Annotated in this window: 19 protein-coding genes and 4 pseudogenes; 9 read left to right on the plus strand and 14 right to left on the minus strand. The window is 31.1% G+C overall.

The genetic code is table 11. From position 1 onward, the window contains the following. Window positions 1–213 precede the first annotated feature (213 nt). Together STK_RS08925 and STK_RS16000 are read right to left on the minus strand one after the other, a co-directional pair. Window positions 214–1344: a hypothetical protein gene (locus tag STK_RS08925; RefSeq protein ID WP_010979653.1), complete on the minus strand. Its 1131-nt coding sequence runs from the start codon at window positions 1342–1344 to the stop codon at window positions 214–216. Window positions 1345–1419: 75 nt separating this feature from the next. Continuing rightward, window positions 1420–1651, minus strand: a pseudogene (locus tag STK_RS16000) (hypothetical protein); the annotation flags it as partial. Here STK_RS16000 and STK_RS14900 point away from each other — a divergent pair. Next, window positions 1652–1801: pseudogene (locus STK_RS14900) on the plus strand (IS701 family transposase); the annotation flags it as partial. It lies immediately after the preceding pseudogene. 56 nt (window positions 1802–1857) lie between these two features. On the opposite strand, the pseudogene STK_RS08930 reads toward STK_RS14900, so the two are convergent. Both STK_RS08930 and STK_RS08935 read right to left on the minus strand, forming a co-directional pair. Beyond that, window positions 1858–2085: pseudogene (locus STK_RS08930) on the minus strand (IS110 family transposase); the annotation flags it as partial. A 522-nt stretch (window positions 2086–2607) separates the two neighbouring features. Further along, entirely contained in the window at window positions 2608–2805 is a 198-nt protein-coding gene (locus STK_RS08935) for a hypothetical protein (RefSeq protein WP_052846606.1), read from the minus strand. Between the two features lie 336 nt (window positions 2806–3141). Here STK_RS08935 and STK_RS15305 point away from each other — a divergent pair. From STK_RS15305 to STK_RS08960, 5 genes and pseudogenes are all read left to right on the plus strand, one after another. Continuing rightward, a pseudogene (locus STK_RS15305) lies at window positions 3142–4121 on the plus strand (DUF4322 domain-containing protein). A gap of 149 nt (window positions 4122–4270) precedes the next feature. Further along, window positions 4271–5074, plus strand: coding sequence for a hypothetical protein (locus STK_RS08945; RefSeq protein WP_010979655.1), 804 nt, complete (start codon window positions 4271–4273; stop codon window positions 5072–5074). A gap of 12 nt (window positions 5075–5086) precedes the next feature. After that, window positions 5087–5710: a hypothetical protein gene (locus STK_RS08950; protein WP_052846607.1), complete on the plus strand. Its 624-nt coding sequence runs from the start codon at window positions 5087–5089 to the stop codon at window positions 5708–5710. An 81-nt stretch (window positions 5711–5791) separates the two neighbouring features. Further along, window positions 5792–6397 (plus strand): hypothetical protein, encoded by a 606-nt coding sequence (locus tag STK_RS08955; RefSeq protein WP_010979657.1) that lies wholly within the window; start codon window positions 5792–5794, stop codon window positions 6395–6397. Between the two features lie 272 nt (window positions 6398–6669). After that, window positions 6670–7452, plus strand: coding sequence for a PD-(D/E)XK nuclease family protein (locus STK_RS08960; RefSeq protein WP_010979658.1), 783 nt, complete (start codon window positions 6670–6672; stop codon window positions 7450–7452). A 239-nt stretch (window positions 7453–7691) separates the two neighbouring features. Here STK_RS08960 and STK_RS15695 read toward each other — a convergent pair whose 3' ends face one another. The 5 genes from STK_RS15695 to STK_RS08980 all read right to left on the minus strand — a co-directional run bounded on the left by STK_RS15695 (window position 7692) and on the right by STK_RS08980 (window position 12734). Continuing rightward, a complete protein-coding gene (locus STK_RS15695) occupies window positions 7692–8030 on the minus strand; it encodes a hypothetical protein (protein WP_232616562.1) in 339 nt (112 codons plus the stop codon). Continuing rightward, window positions 8003–8521, minus strand: coding sequence for a winged helix-turn-helix domain-containing protein (locus tag STK_RS15700; protein WP_232616458.1), 519 nt, complete (start codon window positions 8519–8521; stop codon window positions 8003–8005). The genes STK_RS15695 and STK_RS15700 overlap by 28 nt, the downstream gene beginning before the upstream one ends. A gap of 618 nt (window positions 8522–9139) precedes the next feature. Continuing rightward, window positions 9140–10096 carry a DUF973 family protein gene (locus STK_RS08970; RefSeq protein WP_010979661.1) on the minus strand — a complete coding sequence of 319 codons (957 nt, stop codon included), beginning with the start codon at window positions 10094–10096 and terminating at the stop codon, window positions 9140–9142. A 413-nt stretch (window positions 10097–10509) separates the two neighbouring features. Continuing rightward, window positions 10510–11136, minus strand: a complete 627-nt coding sequence (locus STK_RS08975; protein ID WP_010979662.1) for a membrane protein — start codon at window positions 11134–11136, stop codon at window positions 10510–10512. A gap of 56 nt (window positions 11137–11192) precedes the next feature. Beyond that, window positions 11193–12734 carry an APC family permease gene (locus tag STK_RS08980; protein ID WP_010979663.1) on the minus strand — a complete coding sequence of 514 codons (1542 nt, stop codon included), beginning with the start codon at window positions 12732–12734 and terminating at the stop codon, window positions 11193–11195. 172 nt (window positions 12735–12906) lie between these two features. On the opposite strand from STK_RS08980, the gene STK_RS08985 reads away from it, so the two are divergent. Then, complete coding sequence (locus STK_RS08985; protein ID WP_052846608.1) at window positions 12907–13206, plus strand: DUF4898 domain-containing protein; 300 nt, start codon at window positions 12907–12909, stop codon at window positions 13204–13206. A 15-nt stretch (window positions 13207–13221) separates the two neighbouring features. On the opposite strand, the gene STK_RS08990 is transcribed toward STK_RS08985, so the two are convergent. Together STK_RS08990 and STK_RS08995 are read right to left on the minus strand one after the other, a co-directional pair. Beyond that, the gene (locus tag STK_RS08990; protein ID WP_010979664.1) at window positions 13222–13833 is read right to left on the minus strand and encodes a trimeric intracellular cation channel family protein; all 612 of its coding nucleotides are present in this window, start codon (window positions 13831–13833) and stop codon (window positions 13222–13224) included. A gap of 181 nt (window positions 13834–14014) precedes the next feature. After that, entirely contained in the window at window positions 14015–14827 is an 813-nt protein-coding gene (locus STK_RS08995) for a DMT family transporter (protein ID WP_010979665.1), read from the minus strand. A 36-nt stretch (window positions 14828–14863) separates the two neighbouring features. On the opposite strand from STK_RS08995, the gene STK_RS09000 reads away from it, so the two are divergent. Next, the gene (locus STK_RS09000; protein WP_010979666.1) at window positions 14864–15262 is read left to right on the plus strand and encodes a hypothetical protein; all 399 of its coding nucleotides are present in this window, start codon (window positions 14864–14866) and stop codon (window positions 15260–15262) included. Next, window positions 15259–15783, plus strand: coding sequence for a hypothetical protein (locus STK_RS09005; RefSeq protein ID WP_010979667.1), 525 nt, complete (start codon window positions 15259–15261; stop codon window positions 15781–15783). Before STK_RS09000 ends, STK_RS09005 begins: the two co-directional genes overlap by 4 nt. Here STK_RS09005 and STK_RS09010 read toward each other — a convergent pair. The 3 genes from STK_RS09010 to STK_RS09020 all read right to left on the minus strand — a co-directional run bounded on the left by STK_RS09010 (window position 15780) and on the right by STK_RS09020 (window position 18288). Then, window positions 15780–16613, minus strand: coding sequence for a winged helix-turn-helix transcriptional regulator (locus tag STK_RS09010; RefSeq protein WP_010979668.1), 834 nt, complete (start codon window positions 16611–16613; stop codon window positions 15780–15782). The two genes, STK_RS09005 and STK_RS09010, sit on opposite strands and share 4 nt — an antisense overlap. Before the next feature lie 121 nt (window positions 16614–16734). Further along, window positions 16735–16920 (minus strand): hypothetical protein, encoded by a 186-nt coding sequence (locus tag STK_RS09015; protein ID WP_052846610.1) that lies wholly within the window; start codon window positions 16918–16920, stop codon window positions 16735–16737. A gap of 48 nt (window positions 16921–16968) precedes the next feature. After that, window positions 16969–18288: a DEAD/DEAH box helicase gene (locus STK_RS09020; protein ID WP_010979669.1), complete on the minus strand. Its 1320-nt coding sequence runs from the start codon at window positions 18286–18288 to the stop codon at window positions 16969–16971. Between the last annotated feature and the right edge of the window lie 13 nt (window positions 18289–18301).

Consider the following 18301-nt stretch of genomic DNA (forward strand, 5'->3'; position numbering starts at 1 on the left):
TTGTAATTTTACGAACCTTATAATAAGTTTTTAGAATATTAAGCTTTTCTCTTGTAAATGTTCTACTTTTCAATAAATATTAACTGAAAGCTTCTAGGAACTATAAACTTAGATTTATGATAGGTGCCAAATATGCAATACTTAATCCTCATCTATATAACCTATCATGATTCAATAAAACAGATTTACTCTAATTTTCCTTATGCACTCAGATTAAGTGAATCTTGTTAGTATAACAATTATAGGAGATATGAATATTAGATAAAATAAGCTACCATCAAGAAAGCCGAAACGTATAATAGTTAAGTAATATATCATAACTCCAACCAGGTCTAACCAAAGACCATCGGCTAGGCCAACCCCTCCAATTATTCCAGATGTTTCTTGGCCTGTATACTGTCTTACAATTTTATTTAACTCCCTTCCTCTTAAATAATCAGCTAATGTACTAAAAATTACTGTAGGCATAAAGATTAAGGGAAAAGTGTTTAGTGTTAAAGGCGATATATATTCACTATACGTTACGTGCACAAAAATCAAATGAACAAAATACCATATAACTGTAACAATAACGGGTAAGGCTAAAGCAAAATATCTTGAGCTGACCACGCCTATAGGAGTAATCTCACCTGTTATTTGATTTATTATAACAGCCGGTTTCATGGAAGTCCAAAATACTAGAAAAGATATACCAAATATAAGTAGAATTGTTAGTAAGGTTACGTGATATATTGTGTTTCCCGTATACTCTATCGCAATAATGAACATTGGAACTAAAGAAAGGTTAATTAACGTTCTACTTGTGCCTATAGCTAAAAATGAAAGCAGTAATCCGACTAATGCACCATAAAGAAAGAACGTTATTTTTATCCCGGTATAAATTGAAAGTAAAATTAGAGCAACAAACATCACAGTACCCATCCATAGCTGATGAGTAGGTAATGAATCCTTAACTTCACCTTTTTTGTATCTAATTGCTGACATAATTAATGATGGTGGAATTGCAAAAAACAAGGCTAATACTGAACCCGTGAAAATTCCTAGTTTAAATGGAAAGTTTAACGTGATGTGAAAAAAGTAGTAATTAATAAATAATGACCAAAACCAGATAATATAATACTTCCCAGTCTCATTACCTTCAAATAACTTATAAGTTATAAAGGACACTATTGTAGAGTAAACTATCAGATTTACCAAAATATCTAGAAGTTGATTAAAAATCACAGAAAGATTAGGAATTTTTGGCAGAATAACATAGAAAATATTTGAAAAATGTATTATAAGGAATGATAATATTCCAGCTATGAATAGTTTAAATTCATAGGAATAGAACTTTATAACCACACTTAATCACTTTTTTACTAACATATATACATTATAGTTTAAAGTACAACAGTCTCTAACATATTTACGTAACTTTTAATTACTTTTAATCAATTCTAATCCCCTTAAAGCTATCAAATAAGCTGAAGCCATATGCCTATCAAAACCCCTCAACCTCATTAACCTCTCATGTTCATCAGAACTAGTAGTAACCCCTAGGATTAACTAAGATTACATTGAAACCCAACCTCAACGCCTTAGTCTTATCCTTAGGAGAACCATGCGAAACAACCTCAGAATACCACCAAGTCTTAAAAGAAACAACCCTAGTTACCTACTTATCTTAGTGATGGTTGTTAACACGGTTAGAGATTTGGTCAGCTCCCTTAACTTGAGGAGTGTAGAGGAGTTTCTCCGGTTCGTTGAAATTCGTTTAGGGGGTGCTATAGGTTTGATGAAAACTTTTAAGTTACGTTAAAGTAGAATAACTGCTATCACGAATATAGGCACTATATGCTACCGCCTCTAACAAACCTACGGGGATAACGAGTTCAGTGCGTCTCCCACATCGAAATCCTTGACATCAACTTCCTCACCCTTGGGTACTCTAAGACGCTTCTTGAGTATGCCCTTGTAAACACCATCCTTTAAAACGTGATATGCTATGCAAGCAAGCTTCCCCGCAAGTGCATATGTAACCTGCTTTACACTCTTGCCCCTAGCAATGAGCCTCTCGTAAAACTCGTTAAATGGTTCAAGAGGCCCCACATGCTTCGCCTCTAACATTCTTGTGGGAACCGAGAATCTGTGGGTGTTAAACATGAATCCTATATATAAATCTTGTGATTGCAATACCGTGATTTCCTTACATAGTGTTAACTATGTTCAGCCCCTAGAGTAATTTGTTACTCTCTCCTACACGGGGCTTAGTCCCCACTTGTTAGATCGTTCTAGGGGCTTCACAGCCAGCCTCTCACAAGGGGTGTTATCCCCATAGTGTCCTTGGGCTTATGTTGTTTTTCTCCTTACTTGCTTATTTATTTTACTCTCGTGATACTTGATTTTAGTAGTTCGGTTGAATTGCGTGGATTCCCCGTAGGAGGAGAGTGTCCTGAGTGCAAAAAGAGTTCGTCCTTTTGTTCCCGTTATTCCCCTTCATATGTTAAGGTCCACCCTCTAATATACAAACTTTTCTCAAAAAATTAACTTTTATTATATCTTTTTCGAATTTAATTCATTTTGTTCTTTACACGAAAAAAGAGACTCTCATATTGACGTAGTTCCTTACGGTTTATGGTGATATTCCAAAAACTCTTTTTTCTTGTTTTCTACTGAGTCTCTATTAAGTGCTGCTGTTTTTCTTCTACCTTTCTCTCCTTGAAGTTTATGAGAGAAAATAATTTTTCCTTGATTTGTGCAAGTGTTTTTGGGTGGATAGAGTCTGGTATTATCAACCTTGTTCTCCAGGGTGATCCGCTCCATCCGCTTTATTTGAAATTATTTTTGTAAAATGAATGAAGTCTAAGGACTAGGTTTAAAAATCTATGAAAACTATAATTCTTATAAAAAATTATGTGGCTATTTATTTCTAATTTCAGATGAATAATATAATTCTTACCGTTTTTAAGAAGAAATTTTATATTTTAAGTTGTTATCTTTTAAAAAGTGTTTAGTACTAGAATTTTCAGATAAATCCTTAGACTCCAAATTCATTTTACAAAAATAATTTCAAAGAATAATTTCCTCTAATTACAAAATTTTGTAATTAGAGGAAAAGTTAAGGTGGATGGAATGGTATTACATTAGGGGGAATAACACTTGATAATACCAGACTCCATCCACCCAAAAATACTTGCACAAATCAAGGAAAAATTATTTTCTCTCATAAACTTCAAGGCTGAAGAAGTAAAGAAAACACTTATAACAGCAGCACTTAGTAGGGATTCAGTAGAAAACAAGGCAAAGGAATATCACCACAAACAGCGAGAAACTACGTGTAAGAACAACCACATAGAACAAATGCTAAACTTGATCAAAACAATCTCAATCAAGGAATTGGGTGGGAGAAAAGTGTAAGAATCTCAATAGATTGGACATACAAGGGAAAACCAGTAGAAGGATTAAGCGGATCAGAATATGGTTATGCATGGAATTACGCAACAACAAGAGTAAAGGGAAAAATACTAATACTAGCATTCACACGCGTAGGAAAAAGGAATGACAAGAGTAGAGATAGTAAAGAACTTGATGGAACATATCTTGGCATTAGGCCTTGAAATAGAACTAGTAGTACTAGATGCTGGGTTTTACTCAGTAGATGTGATCAACTACTTGTCAAGATTTAATTACATTATAGCAGTACCCGTGGAGAAGGTTGGAAAACATCGTAATTTTGACGGAGAATACACAGTAAAATCAAGTGGTAAGAAGGCAACATTCTGGCTAATAGTACATCATGGTAGGGAAAAGAAATACTTGGCAAAGGGGACAAACCTAGACGTGAATAGGAGTATTGTGATAAAGTAGTATAATAAGGTTAGGACACCAATAGAGACATCATACAAGATAATCAAATCATTCCTAATCTTTACCTCGTCAAGGAATTGGTTATTCAGATTATTCATCTTCGTCCTAGCAATACTAATCTACACACTATGCTCCTCAAGGGGACAACAAGCAAAGAAGACTTCCGCTTACTACTAATTATCTTGTTATTACAAGATAATATTACTTTGCAAGAATATTTAGTTAAACTATTTTATCCAATTTTTAACTCTATTAAATTATTTTCGAGATGATGAAATTGGGGTCTAAGGAAATGCCGTTTATTATAATATGTATTCATTAAGAAGAATAAAGATACTATAGCACTTGTTTTTTTTTTAAAAAAAAGAGCGTTAAACTTATATATACCAGAAATATAAATAATCATAAGAAGGGGGAGAGAATGAGAAAACTCTTAAGAATTATCATATTGCTAGCACTAATATTACCGATGATATTTCTAGTAAGTAAAGAGACTAATGGCTATTCCGCCTCAACTTCAACCCAAAATCTTAGGCTTGTAATTTCTACTCAATGGGCTTATACGACTGCTAACGGTAATCAGACAAGTACTGCAGACCAAGTAAGTGTATATTTTGCTAATGGTACAACAACAGTAAACGGCATAACAATACTACCTGTATTCGTAGTTAATCAAGGTCAAGTTGTAGCATCTGGATGTTGGTATGAAAATGATGGAGGATTGGGAGATAGCAATGGTCCCACAATGATTCAGTATATTAATATAACTAACAGTCCTCCTAATACATACATCTATAACGTATCTCCTATTAATTGTTGGCAATATGGTTTGTATGCAACACAAACACAGCAAGCGTCATTTTCACTGACTATTACTGTGACCCCAATAGCTGGTTATTCGGTGTCTGGCACAGTTACAGCTGGAGTTTCTGAGACTTTTTACGTCTATCGTGTTGAAGGAGAAACTTATCGACCACCAGCTGCTAATCCTAATTATGTAGAAGAATGGAAATGGGCTATCAATGATCCTAATGCAAATCCCTATGCTCAAGCCGAATGGACATGGCCAACAGTTACGTTAATATATACTCCTACAAGCAATGGGTTATATCCAGAATATCAGTTAAACTTTACAGTATTTACACTGGGGCACTTTTGGGATGACTGCTTCCCATGGTCTATTTCACAAGTTGGTGCAGGATGGACAATTGTAATTTCCCCTTAAGAGGTGATCTATTTGAATAAGTGGAAATTAATATCTATTATTTTGATTGGGATAATAGTGCTAGAAGGTTTAGTATTATTTATTAGTCAACATAGATATATAACTGTAACCAATTTATCATCTGGTAATAGTGCAAAGTTAGGTAGTAAACTAGTTATGGCAGTTTCTTCTCCAGAATATAGATCGACTCCGTTAATTGGTAATTATCCATTTGTAATTAATAGTGGAATACTAACCAAAAACTTAGCGAATTATACTCTAATTATTGCATATGTAGATATTAATCTAAGCAAAGCAAAAGTAGGTGAATCATTCATGGTTTATCCATCTATTAACGTTGGTAGTAATGTCCCAGTACAATTCTTCAATAATCCTATACTAAACGTTACAATAGTTAAAAATACTATATTTAGTATGGACGGGTCAGAATATCTTAATTTCAGTATAAAAGTGAATATAACAGCATTAAATAGTATGGGAGAAGGAGGTATAACTACGATACTAGATGCTAATCCTCCAGAAAGTACAGCTTTATCTACAATATATGGCAATACTTTATTATTAGTGGGATTCCATGCATATAATTCTTCCGTAATAAGGCTAGAATTTTATGTGGCTCCAAATACGGTATCTTAAAAGTCATTTTTTATTTGTTTAGGTTTAAATTTCTTTTATGGATCCCAATCCATAGGCATTAATAATTTATGGTGAGAAAACGTGAATTCGTGGAAGACTATTTCGGTTATATTAATTGCAGTAGCTTTAATATTAGGAGGAGTAACTGCCTATAATATATATGATGTGTACTTTGTTAACCATAATTCTAATAATCCGCTATATGTATTTACGTCAGTTTCTACTCCTACATATAAACAAGATCCCGTTATAGGAAATTATAGTTTTATAATAGGTTCCGGTACTACATTTACGAATTTAGGAAATAAAACGCTTGTAGCCTCGTATGTTTACATTAACCTAACTAAAATAAAAATAGGGGACAGTTTTCTAGTCTTTGCACCGGTAAATAATGGTTCGGAGATTACTAGGATATTTTACCTTAAGCCTATAGTAAATATTACTATTTTAAATGATTCAGTATATATTTCTAAAGGTTATAAGTACTTAAACTTATTAATAAAAGTCATATATCCTGCGTTTGTAAACGATGTAGAATACGATAGTGCAACAATTATCTTAAATTATTCTATAGAGGTGACTTCAATGATTCATATAATTGATTATACGTGGCTATACGTTGAATTTTTAGCATTAAACTCGACAGTATTAAAGATGGAGTTTTATGTGGGGCCGACGACTTTTTAGCATTAATATTCTCTATGTAACATCGATAGTTAAGTATTTTATTTTTAGATAATAAGTGTGGTAAATATGTGATAGTTAATTTTTCTTAAACCATAAAATATCTTCATTTGCCTTTGAATACTATGGTTATTTATATATTAATCGAAGAGAGTTTATATAAAGAAAAAATAAAATGATTACTAGTTGCGATGAAAGCTAAACTCTAGTTATACTCTATATAATATGAATATATTTAAGGTAGATTTAAATTCTCATAAGATTAATTTAATTGTGTGAGTTTAGAGGAAGAAATTAAAAAAGTATTGCTCAATAATCCATCTATATTGATAGATGTACTAACTGCTAGACCAGAAATAATCTACCAAGTATTGGCTAAGTTGACTCCTTGGCAGAATTTGGCTACTAAGCAAGATATTGAAAAATTGAGTAGAGAAATTGAGGACATCAAGCAAAATATGGCTACTAAGCAAGAATTGGAGGAGATTAAAAAGACGATAGTTACAAAACAAGAGTTAGAAGAAATAAAGAAGACAATTGTTACGAAGGAAGACCTTAAAAATATGGCCACAAAACAAGAGTTAGAAGAAATAAAGCAAAATATGGCTACTAAGCAAGAATTGGAGGAGATTAAAAAGACGATGGCCACAAAGGATGATATAAAGAGACTAGAAACTATCATTACTGGTCTTGGTGCTAGATGGGGGATTATGAACGAAGACTCTTTTAGGCAAGGCATTAGAGAGATTCTAAGTAGTACTGGCTGGAAGGTTTCAAGGGAAATTCTCTATGACAAGGAGGGGTATGTTTATGAAGAACCTTCTGATATTGAGTATGATATTATAGTAAAAGATGGTAATGTTATATTGATTGAGATAACTTCCTCATTAAAAAGAGGAGATTTGCCAATAATAAAAAGAAAGAAGGAATTATATGAGAAAGTTAAAAATGTTAAGATAACTTTAGTTTACGTTATAACACCCTTTGTTCACGATAGATATCCTGAGAGAGTTAAGGCGATGGCTAAAGATATGGGAATAGAAGTAATTTATCCTTAAGCTTGTTATGAGGTGGAAATGACTAAGAAAGAAATTATGATAATTTAGTTTTAATATAATATTTATAGGACTAATATTGCGTTTTCAAGGTTTTAATATCTATTAAATCACGTAAATTACTCTAAAACAAAATTTATAAATGGAAATCATATAGAAGTTCTTCCTTTTCAGTTATATTCTCTTCAAGCTTAAATTCGAAAGACTGCATTTATTGAAGAGGACAGTTTTAACTTAGTATATTATGCCCCAATGATAATTTTGAACACGACACCTCCTATAATCACTACCAGCGTAAGTAGGAAAAGTATCTTATAATTTTCTGTTGACTCTCTATTAATTAGGGTAGATAGGCCTAGTAATAGCGGTGTTAAATCTATTAGATAATAGTATGAAAAGCTTGATAATGCATCAATTCCCAATATAATAGTCCACAAAGTAATCATGAGTTTTTCATTATAGTTTATAAATTTAGGTAATATTCCAAAATAATATATTAATGTAGGTATTAATTCATAAATATAATAGTTAATACTAACAGATGATGTTATGATCAGGTAAGCTGGTAAAACTGAATACAAGAAAATATATGCCCATTTAGGTAAAACGCGTAAGGGAATAATATTGCTAAGAATATCATTGCATTCTCTAAGCCCTTCACTTCTAAAGTGTAAAGAAAAAACACTGAGGAAAGCAATAATATTATTGAAATGGAATAAATAATGTAAAATGCATGAATGTGAGATAAAAGCCCACCGGCTATGAATAGAAAAATTAATGATGCAACTGCTAGAAATTGAGGTAGATATTTGGTATATTCGGATTCCTTTTTATCATTTCCCGGGCTAAGCATTATTTCCACTAATTGTCTTCCCTTTTCATTAAGCATATAATACTCTCCTTCTTTTGTTATTAATGGTTGGAGAATTTTGAGATGATAATTTAGTTTTCCAGTAGATAAATTTAGATCATGTAATATATCTGAATAGGTAGCTTTGTTTTTATTATAAAGATAAATTAATATTTCTCTTCTTGTCTTATCTTTTACAATTCTCGTAAAATTGTCTTCCATGAGCATTTTGAGTAAAATGGTTCTTAAATATTTTCCATCTGACAAGATTTTTCAAAACATTTTCATAACATAAAATTCAATATTAATATTGGGCTCTAATTATATCTTAGTTTTGAAAAGGATCTGACTTTCTTGCACTTTTGTAATATTTTGTCTTCATCGTATTAACATTAATTTTCAGAGAAGTATTCCAGAATGTATAAAGAAAAGTATTTTATCTGTGTAAATAGAAAATTTCAATATAAAGTAGATATGAGTACAAAACTCTTTAAGTACAATTTTGCGAATGATATGCCGTATGTTTTTTACTTAGTTATTAACTATAACACTTAGTATTGGCTTTCATCAATTTTAACCTTTTTCCTATTCTAAGTTTTTTAGTTATTTTAGTATATCTTCTAAAGTTCTCAGAAAACATACTTATGCCAAGTAACGTACTCCTGATCATTGTATTAATAAAATAGATTTTATATTCTGTCAAATTATAGGGCAAGGCACTTTCCTTAAGTCTTATACGAACTTAGAGATACTATTGTACTTTAGATTATGAACTAGTATAAATGCAGTTACTAATCTTTGTAAGCATGTTAGCTACATTTAGTAATCCATTAAACTCTATTATGGTTGATATATTACTGCCACGTTCAGGGTTTGTCCGTTAGATAATGTAAGCTGTATATAATAAATATTTCCAGTGACGAGAGTTAAAGCAGTTCTGAAGTTTATTGTGATCGTGTTAAATCCTATATTTAACGTGTTTGGTGAGATATCTGATGTTGTGTAATTTGTTCCTAACAGTAGTGCACTTATTATCTGCACTGAATATTGTGAATTGATTGTAACTAAAGCAATTCCATTACTTCTAAGAGTTCCTATACCCACTTGCGAAATGGGTCCACTCGGTAATTGTAGTTGTGCAAGCTGGGAGGTTGTTTGAGATAATCTTTTTAATAGGTTACCTAGACCAGTATAAACTAGAATGAAACTTATTAGGATTAGAATATAACCTACAACCGATACTATAAGGCCAATTACAGATCCAATTATCATAAGTAAACCAGCATTCTTCAGGTCATCGTTTAAGTAAATTTCTCCAGCTCTTCTATATGCTAAAGCTAGCAAGATGTAACCTATAAGGCCAATTATTCCACCTATAAATAGAACTATTACTCCCCCTACAAGCGATGGTAAAATAGAGGGAAGTGGTTGTTTAGATAGTAAAGGTAAGATAAAAATAACAGTTACTAAAGTTCCTATAGATCCAATTACAATTCCAATTAATATTAATATTGTCCCGGTTATTCCGTTTCCTAAATCTTTTCCGGTAGATACTAATATACTAAAGCCTTCTTTCGTTCGATAAAAGGACAATATAACTAATGGTAATGTAATTAATGAAGAGATCAAACCCATTATGAGAACTGTAGTAATAGAGGAGGTAATTCCAGTTATAGAGAAAGAAACTCCTAAGGTCAGTATTCCTAATATTATTCCTAAGAATGAGACAATAATATAATATAATGCTCCATCTCTAAGCTTTTCTAGTCCTAAAATCTCAATATTCTGTTGAGCCATACTATAAAATTCATATAGAATGATAAAAATTTTATCCTTGGCCAATTTTCTTTTTAATAAATCTCTTAACTAGAAAGAAACTTATTGTTACTAAGCTTAAATCTATTAATTATTCATGCTTTTCCTATAATCTGATAATAAATATTAGTCAAAAAATTATTTTATTTCACAATAACACAGATATAATATTTTTATTAGCCTATAAATTTCTTTCTGATACTAAAAATATCAGCTTAATATTTTTGCTTCATGAAGTCAATTATTTATATGTTAATGAGGAATATATATCATGCTATTAAAATTTGTGAAAGATTTATTAAAAATAATGATAATATCGTATTAAGTAAAGTTAGTAAACTATAGATATTTATTAAAATACAAAATTCAAGTTAAAGCCGATCTGATGCGGTTATTTAACTTTTTATAATAAGATAATTTATACCTAAATAAATAACGAAGAAAATAGCTAGAAATGCCTCCGTAATATCAGTAAAAATTTCTAGTAGCCACATACTCCCTAAACTGAAAAGAAGTGCTGAAAGAACAAACTTTAAGTGTGGCAGTCTAATTTTAGCTATTTGTGCTTTTAACAATGCTGTAAGAATAACTACAAGAATGCCAGAAATTATTGTTCCTAATAAGGCTGAAAAGTAGCTTTGAGGAATTAATGCTAAAATTACTAACGCAGCTTCTAACCCTTCGACTGCAGATACGGTAAATACTACTCCTATGCCTTCTTCTTTTTCTTCTTCTTTTCTCTTAAATTGTTTCTTAAAATATCTTCTTGCACTTCTAATTAATCTATAACCGAAGTAAAACAGTATTATTGCTGCAACTAAAAGAAAATAGTTAATAGGTACTAGATAAATGTATTTTCCTAACGTAAATGTTGGTATTAAAACAATTAACACTCCAGCTATAGCGTAAATAAATGGTAAATTGTTCTTTAAAATATTATGATAGATTGCTGCTACAGCTCCTGCTTCTGATAACTCAAGTAAAGAAATTCCTAAAGAGGCAAAGAATACTCCTAGGTCCATGAGATTAAAAGGGGGGTTGTAGTTATAAAAAATTAATATCTTAATTTTTACCTTAACTACTCAGGGGGTATCTCTTTAAATAAAATAGTTAAGTCTACACCCTCTCTTTTATGCTTTAAATAAGATGCTGAGAATACTCCAATAGCGAACACATATGCTAATATAACGAACAATAGAGTTGTTATATTAATCCCTTGTGTTGTTGTGAAACCTATTAATGGGTTTGTTGCGGCTTCGTATGTTAAATAGGCTAAGTAACCACTTGCTAAAATTCCGAAAACTTTCAATATCTTCTCATTATTCTTAAAACCATACAGCGTTCCAGCTAAAACTCCAAAGAATAAATATATAGCACCCAAAATTGTAGTTCCGTATAATGATACTGCAGCATTAATTGAAAATACTGGAATTAATAGGAGGAGAAGTGTGATTGTTAAATCGAGTAAGTGGGCGTATACTGGTGAGCCGTACCTATTTACTTCGGTGAATTTTTCTGGTAATATTCTATCAAATGAGAGTGCGAAAACGTATCTGGAGAACATAACAACGCCATAGGACAATGTGTAAAAGTTCCATAGTATAAGTCCAAGTCCTATAATCCATTGTAATGCTTGATTTCCAGCCAATGCTATTGCGACAGTCCAAAAGTTATAAACAAATGTGGGATAGGCTGAAATGTTAAAATTATAGCCTGCCACTAAGTCCATTTCCATAAATCCTAATGTTACTAAAAGGAATGTTACTACTGAGGCTATAATAATGTTTAATTTAGCCACTTTATCGGAATTCTTAAACTCAGCTGATACTGAAGGACCAGCATTTATCCATGGATAAGTATATAATGCAAATAGTGGAAGTAATGAAAGGGTTGCTAATAGGCTAAAGTTACTGGGTAAAAACGCTCTTTTTCCAACTGGTGCTGAAATATTATATGCTGATAAGAATGGTTGTAATTTAGCAAAGAAATCACCAGAGTTAACACCAACAACAATCATTGCCAGTAATAAGGCAAAGATGGAAAATATTCCCAATACGGTAACTAAAGTAAAACCCCATTTTGCTTTTCTAATATTAAGAGCGATAACTATTCCAAAGAAAATTGCCGAAATTGCATAGAATATTAATCTTTGGTCAAGTGTTACATTTCCGTAAGGATTTACAAAGACTGAATTTGCTAAGTTTATAAGTTGATGGTTATGATTCATTATACCTATAGTACAGAGTACTGAGTTAACTGAGGAAGCTGAGAAGAATGCTATTATCGCAAAGAATGCAGTTGATTGAATTAAATATGACAATGCTAGAATTGATCCTAAACGACCATCTATAATTCTAGAAATCCATACATAATCCCCTCCAGTTCTTCTTATTTTTAATGTCATGAAAGTATAGACTATAATCTGAGGTATTGATAGTAGAAACCCCAATATACTGGCTAACCAAAGTATTGCACCGTTACTAATATATGGAGAAATCGACTGGAATAACGCTTCTCCAGCAGACATATTGCCTAGATTTAACATAACAGCGTCTAATAGATTTACTTGCTTAATTAAACCTGAGCTCTCTCTAATGAAAAGTGATTTTTTCTCAGCCATGTATAAACTAAAAATTGTTTATTTTAAAACTTACTTTTGAGTTAATTTTTTAACTTCTTTTTTAAGCTAGAAGTCTTATAAAAATACTTTAACAGATTTTAAACTGGAGTATTAAAGTGTTTAGAGAGCAAAAATTTTAAAACTAGATATATAAAGAGTATACTGAAATTGAATGACAGTAAGTCTTAAAGGATTAGTTGAGGAGAACATTGTAGAGATTAATAATAAGCTGGGTTATAATACTTGTTGGCTTTATAATTTTAAATGGGTTAGTGATTTTGGTAAATTTGTTAGCATGCTTTTTACTAGGTCAAAATCTCTTAGTATAATATTACCATATTCCAGAGAAGATAAAGAAGTTTTAATGAACACTATAAGAAAGATAGCCAATGACAAAAATGCCTCGGTTATAATATTACTCACAGATAAAATATCTACAGATAATTTTCTAGTGTGTAACAAACAGAATTAAGTAAATTTTTACATATTATGTATTAATTACTTTTGGTAGTTCCCATTTTAGTTTCATTGCTATTATTCTCAAAACAGTAGTTATTAAAAAGGATATAATTATATCGTAATAATTACTTTCTCCTTCATATCTTAATAAGAAATAAATTCCAGAACCAATTATAACTGCGGTAGCATAAAATTCCCTAGTTAAAATGACAGGTACTTCGTTAGAAAGTATATCTCTAATTACTCCCCCTCCTACGGCTGTAATAGTCCCAATCATTATAACTAGAAGAGGAGAAGGGTCTATTGAATAAGCTAATGATGCACCAGATGCTGTAAAAGCTCCTAGACCTATTGCATCAGCGTAAAGTAACGGTTTCCCAACATTAGCAAATATCTTATAAAATAAAAATGTAAGAAAACTTGCAATTAATGCAGTTAGAGGATAGGGCAAGTACACTAAGTTTGTTGGTGGTTTTATTCCAAGAAGAATGTCAGCTGTGATTCCACCACCTAAAGCGGTTGAAAATCCTAATACTAATACCCCAAGTAAATCCATTCCTTTTTTTATTCCCTTCATAGATCCAGAGATTGCAAAAGCGATTATACCAATATAATTTGCTAATTCAAGTATTAGATTCACAAGAGATGTTATATATTATGAATTAAAAAGTTAATTAATGAGATGAAATTACTAGGATTAGTAGTGATAACAAATATTATTGAGGAAAGGTAAACTTCTCATCAGATTCGCAGTAGATATTTAAGATTTTCTCAAAGTCTTAAGCTGACGGAAAAACTCTTTCTTATTACCATAAATAGTATTAAAGTGAAATTAATATAGAACTAAATATTATTATCCCAGATCCAAGAAATTGTAGTGGAGTTAAAATCTGATGGAGTATTATTATTGCAAAAATTATTGTAAATACTGGTTCTAGTGAGGATATTATGGAAGCTGTTATAGAATCTGTAAGTCTCATTCCTCTATAAAAGAAAATATAAGCTAAAAATGTTGCTACAATACCTAAATATATTCCAGTTAATATTGAAGAACCTGTTAAGTCTGGTGATAATATCAAAAATAACAAGGAAAATGGCAAGCTCCAAAAAGCTTGAGATGCTAATATTTCTTGATCTTTATATCCTTTTATTTGCATAAATCTAGAATAAATAATAAGTAGAGCATAAGTGAATCCAGAAGCAATCCCCCAACCTATGCTAACTATGGATATTTTTGAAAAATAAATTAGATATACTCCTATTACTACAAGTATTGAAGCTAAAATCTTTCTGTTATTTATTTCATCTTTAAGATAAACTTTTGAAGCTAAAATTACCCATAACGGGGCAGTATATAAAAATACAGCTGAAAGAGAAGCTCCTAAAATATTAACACTATAGACATAAGTTTCATAGAATATAACAGCCACAACCCCCATTATCAAGGAAATCCTATCTAGGATTGTCTTTACATTTCTGAAGACCATGAAAACTAGCAATGAAGAGGAAAGGCTTCTAAATAGTATTATCTGGAATACGTTTGCATTATGTTCATAGCCTATTTGCGTAACTATCCCAATAGTACCCCATAATGCTGAAGCAGTAACTAAATCTAGGATTCCTCTTTTAATCATCTAACTTTATTATTTACATGATGTAATAAGATTAACGTGAATTGGGGGAAAATAGTAGGAATTATACTTGCTATTATATTTATTCTTCTTTATATTTCTACTATACAAAATAGCTATTATGAGGGAATTCAACAAATTAATTCATTTTCTAACGTTAGTAATGACCTAAAATTTTCCCTAGTTTCTTTTAATAAAAGTAGTCTAATAGTTAACGTTAAGAATCCTCTTAATATTTCGATTATAATCTGTAATATTAGTGGAAAATACTTATATTTAAGTAAAAGTAAAGTAATACTACCTTATAGTAATGAAAATCTTACGTTAATAATAACGAATTTTTCTGGATTTGTAAGTAATATAAATGCGAAGAATGAAACAATTATAATAAAGATAAAAATTCTTGATACAGTTATATCAGAGGAGACCACTTTATGAAATACCCAGTGTTGTTAGCATATTATATAACTTCTCTCGCGATAGTATTAATACCTATTCCTTGGTGGTATTATAGTGTAGGTGGAATTTTCCAAATTTATGATTCACCATTTCAAATTAATTTGTACTTCTTAGGTGAGAAGATAATTATTGCGGAAATATTAAATATTTTGCTTAATGCAGTGAGAATTTACGTCGCTGTAAACCTAGTCTATGGAATTATTCTTTCTATGAAAGGGAAAAACTATAGATATTCTACGATGTTTTGGTTACCGATATTCTATGTAATAGATCCTATCATTATTTATCTTGTAGTAGACTTCTTAGTAAGTAAAGCTCTTGGTGTACCTTTAAATTATCCTTTAGTAATTATTGGAAAGGAAAATCTAACAACAAAGTATCAGGGGGCAACAATAATAATGCTAATAAAATCATATCCCACTTTTGTATTTTGGTTGTCTTTAATTCCAGTTATACTTTACATAGCGTTTCTAATCGTTGAAAAAATGAAGAAAACCTAACTATCTGTGCTATTTAATATAGCATCTTTCTCAATTTTTTCTAGTTCGTTCTTTGCATTTTCATTTCTAATCTCATAATCTGTAGCTACCATGACCTTAGAGTTAGGGTCACTCATTTTTACCTGAGATACATAGTTTTCAGCTACTTTAATATTATCAACTGCACATACAACTACTCCCCTATCTCCGTCAGTAAATCTTAAGAACTCACATTGCTTCAAAAATTCCATTTTGTTTACAATTAAGGAAAATATTCCAAATACTACTATATCGCTCTTACTCAAATCTATTACCGGAATTATTTTGATAAGATTTTTATTAACTAACACATTAAGCCTTCTTATTATAGTCTTTGAAGGGATGTTAATCTCCTTAGCAATTTCTCCTATCTCCATCCTAGGGTTTTTAATAAGAGTCTTAACAATCTCTATATCTACCCCTGAAGGCTTTTGAGGATTCTGTTGAGGAAGGTAAATCATGTCATATTGCCCTAGTTCTTTGCTCATGTAAGAAATTTTATCTTGTAAATCATTAATCGAGTTTCCTTCAATCTCATAAAACATGGTCTCTTCTAAACATTTAACTTTTACGTTAACAAAGCTTGAATCGAAGTCTTTTATGTTTTTAAAACTTACTCTGCCTACGTATTTTCCGTAAAAGTTAGGATTTACGTATAATACAAAAGAGCGAATAATTTTGTCTTCTATGAGCTTATTAAAACGATAATTCAGAGAAGTAGCTGATAATTTAACCTCATCAGCAATTTTTCTTTGTGAAATTCTTCCATCTTTGAAAAGGGATAGTAAGATCTTCTTGTCTACGCTATCCATCAGTTATTAGTTTGAAACCTTATTTATATTTTTTTGGTAGAAAATATTTTACGGTAAAAATGAACTATTGTTACAGTTACTTCGGAAAATTTCTGAATTTGACAGTTGAAGAATTGCTCAATTAAGTACCCTTTTTAGTTGAATTCTTTTTTCTATAATCATTTATTAAAAATCCTATCATTATACTCAATAAAACACTTCCAATTATAGTTAATTGTTCTAGATTTATAGCAATACCAACCATTATCATAGCTATTGCTAATTGCATAGGGCCATACTTAATCATTGTTTTAAAAATATCATCCATAAGAAATAATAAGATTATGAAAATAAAAACTTTCTTTTCCATTTATTTTCATTCTCTCCTTCTCCTACTTAGCCTATAATCAGCAGTTCCCTTAGTGACTATTTCTATTAATAAAGCCTCCTTGTCTTTTTTCCTTAATATTCTTCCCAACCTTTGAAGAAATTGTCTTTTAGTACCGTAACCACCCATTACAATAGCTAACGTTGCATCTGGCACGTCTACTCCTTCATCAAAAACTGTAGATGCGACAATAACTCTATATTCACCATCTCTAAATTTTTGTAAAATTTCCTCTCTCTCGTCTTTATCAGTCTTATACGTTACAACTGGTATTAGAAAAGTCTTTGAAATTCTATATGCCATCTGAGTATCTCTAGTAAATACTATTATTTTCTCATTTTTATATTCCTGTAAAATTTCTCTTAACTTCTCTATCTTAGATTGTGAGTTTACTGCAATATTAAGTGATTCATGCCATGCTAGTAAAGCTTCCCTAGCTTCCTTATCTTTTGCAGCTAGTTTAACTAATCTATGGAAATCATCTAAGTTTTGTAACTTTAATCCCCTAGAACTTAGAAAATCCTTCAACTTCTTTCGTAGTCCATCATATCTTTTCTTTTCCTCGTTAGTTAAAGAAACATATAACTTTTTAATTTTATATTTAGCAATATATTTTCCAGCTAGTTCTTCTACGCTCTTCCTATAAACTATTGGTCCTACAAGTATAGGATAAAGCTCATGTTTTCCGTCATCTCTCTCTGGTGTTGCTGTTAATCCTAATCTATATGGAGAAGCAAAAAGTTGAGCCATTATTGAGTATCCTTCTGAGGGTAAATGATGCACTTCGTCGAATATTAACAAGGGAAACTTATTCCCTAACTCTTCAGCTCTTGTATATGCGGAATCATAAGTTATAACTGTTATACCTTTTAGCGAGTCTTCCCCTCCTCCAATAATTCCGGGATCAAAGTCTAGGTATTTATTTATTCTCTCTTTCCATTGAGTTATTAGATCTATTGTAGGAACCACTATTAGAGTAGCTACCTTCATGATTGAGACTATCTTTAATGCCACTTGCGTTTTACCAGCTCCAGTAGGAAGAACTATAATTCCTCTTTTTTCCTTTAACCAGGCTTTTACAGCCTCAGCTTGGTAATCTCTTAGCTCAATTTTATCTTTAATTAGTGGGAAAGGTAAGGAGTCTATTACATTCTCCTCGACTTCTATTTCTTTCTCAAGGAAATATTTTCTGACATCCCTATACTTGAAGGCTAATGCAGAATAAGCCTTTAGCTCATCACTCCATTTTAAACCTGGAGCATAAGCATCTGAGAGTATTAACCCTTTAAAGTATCTTAAGTATACCACATCATACTTTTAA

The sequence above is a fragment of the Sulfurisphaera tokodaii str. 7 genome, assembly GCF_000011205.1.
GTDB lineage: Archaea > Thermoproteota > Thermoprotei_A > Sulfolobales > Sulfolobaceae > Sulfurisphaera > Sulfurisphaera tokodaii.

Bases quoted from the DNA above. Each gene is read 5' to 3' on its own strand.
- STK_RS08935 (WP_052846606.1), bottom strand. From the start codon at position 2,805: ATGGAGCGGATCACCCTGGAGAACAAGGTTGATAATACCAGACTCTAT.
- STK_RS08945 (WP_010979655.1), top strand. From the start codon at position 4,271: ATGAGAAAACTCTTAAGAATTATCATATTGCTAGCACTAATATTACCG.
- STK_RS15700 (WP_232616458.1), bottom strand. From the start codon at position 8,521: ATGGAAGACAATTTTACGAGAATTGTAAAAGATAAGACAAGAAGAGAA.
- STK_RS08970 (WP_010979661.1), bottom strand. From the start codon at position 10,096: ATGGCTCAACAGAATATTGAGATTTTAGGACTAGAAAAGCTTAGAGAT.
- STK_RS08975 (WP_010979662.1), bottom strand. From the start codon at position 11,136: ATGGACCTAGGAGTATTCTTTGCCTCTTTAGGAATTTCTTTACTTGAG.
- STK_RS08980 (WP_010979663.1), bottom strand. From the start codon at position 12,734: ATGGCTGAGAAAAAATCACTTTTCATTAGAGAGAGCTCAGGTTTAATT.
- STK_RS08985 (WP_052846608.1), top strand. From the start codon at position 12,907: ATGACAGTAAGTCTTAAAGGATTAGTTGAGGAGAACATTGTAGAGATT.
- STK_RS08995 (WP_010979665.1), bottom strand. From the start codon at position 14,827: ATGATTAAAAGAGGAATCCTAGATTTAGTTACTGCTTCAGCATTATGG.
- STK_RS09005 (WP_010979667.1), top strand. From the start codon at position 15,259: ATGAAATACCCAGTGTTGTTAGCATATTATATAACTTCTCTCGCGATA.
- STK_RS09010 (WP_010979668.1), bottom strand. From the start codon at position 16,613: ATGGATAGCGTAGACAAGAAGATCTTACTATCCCTTTTCAAAGATGGA.
- STK_RS09015 (WP_052846610.1), bottom strand. From the start codon at position 16,920: ATGGATGATATTTTTAAAACAATGATTAAGTATGGCCCTATGCAATTA.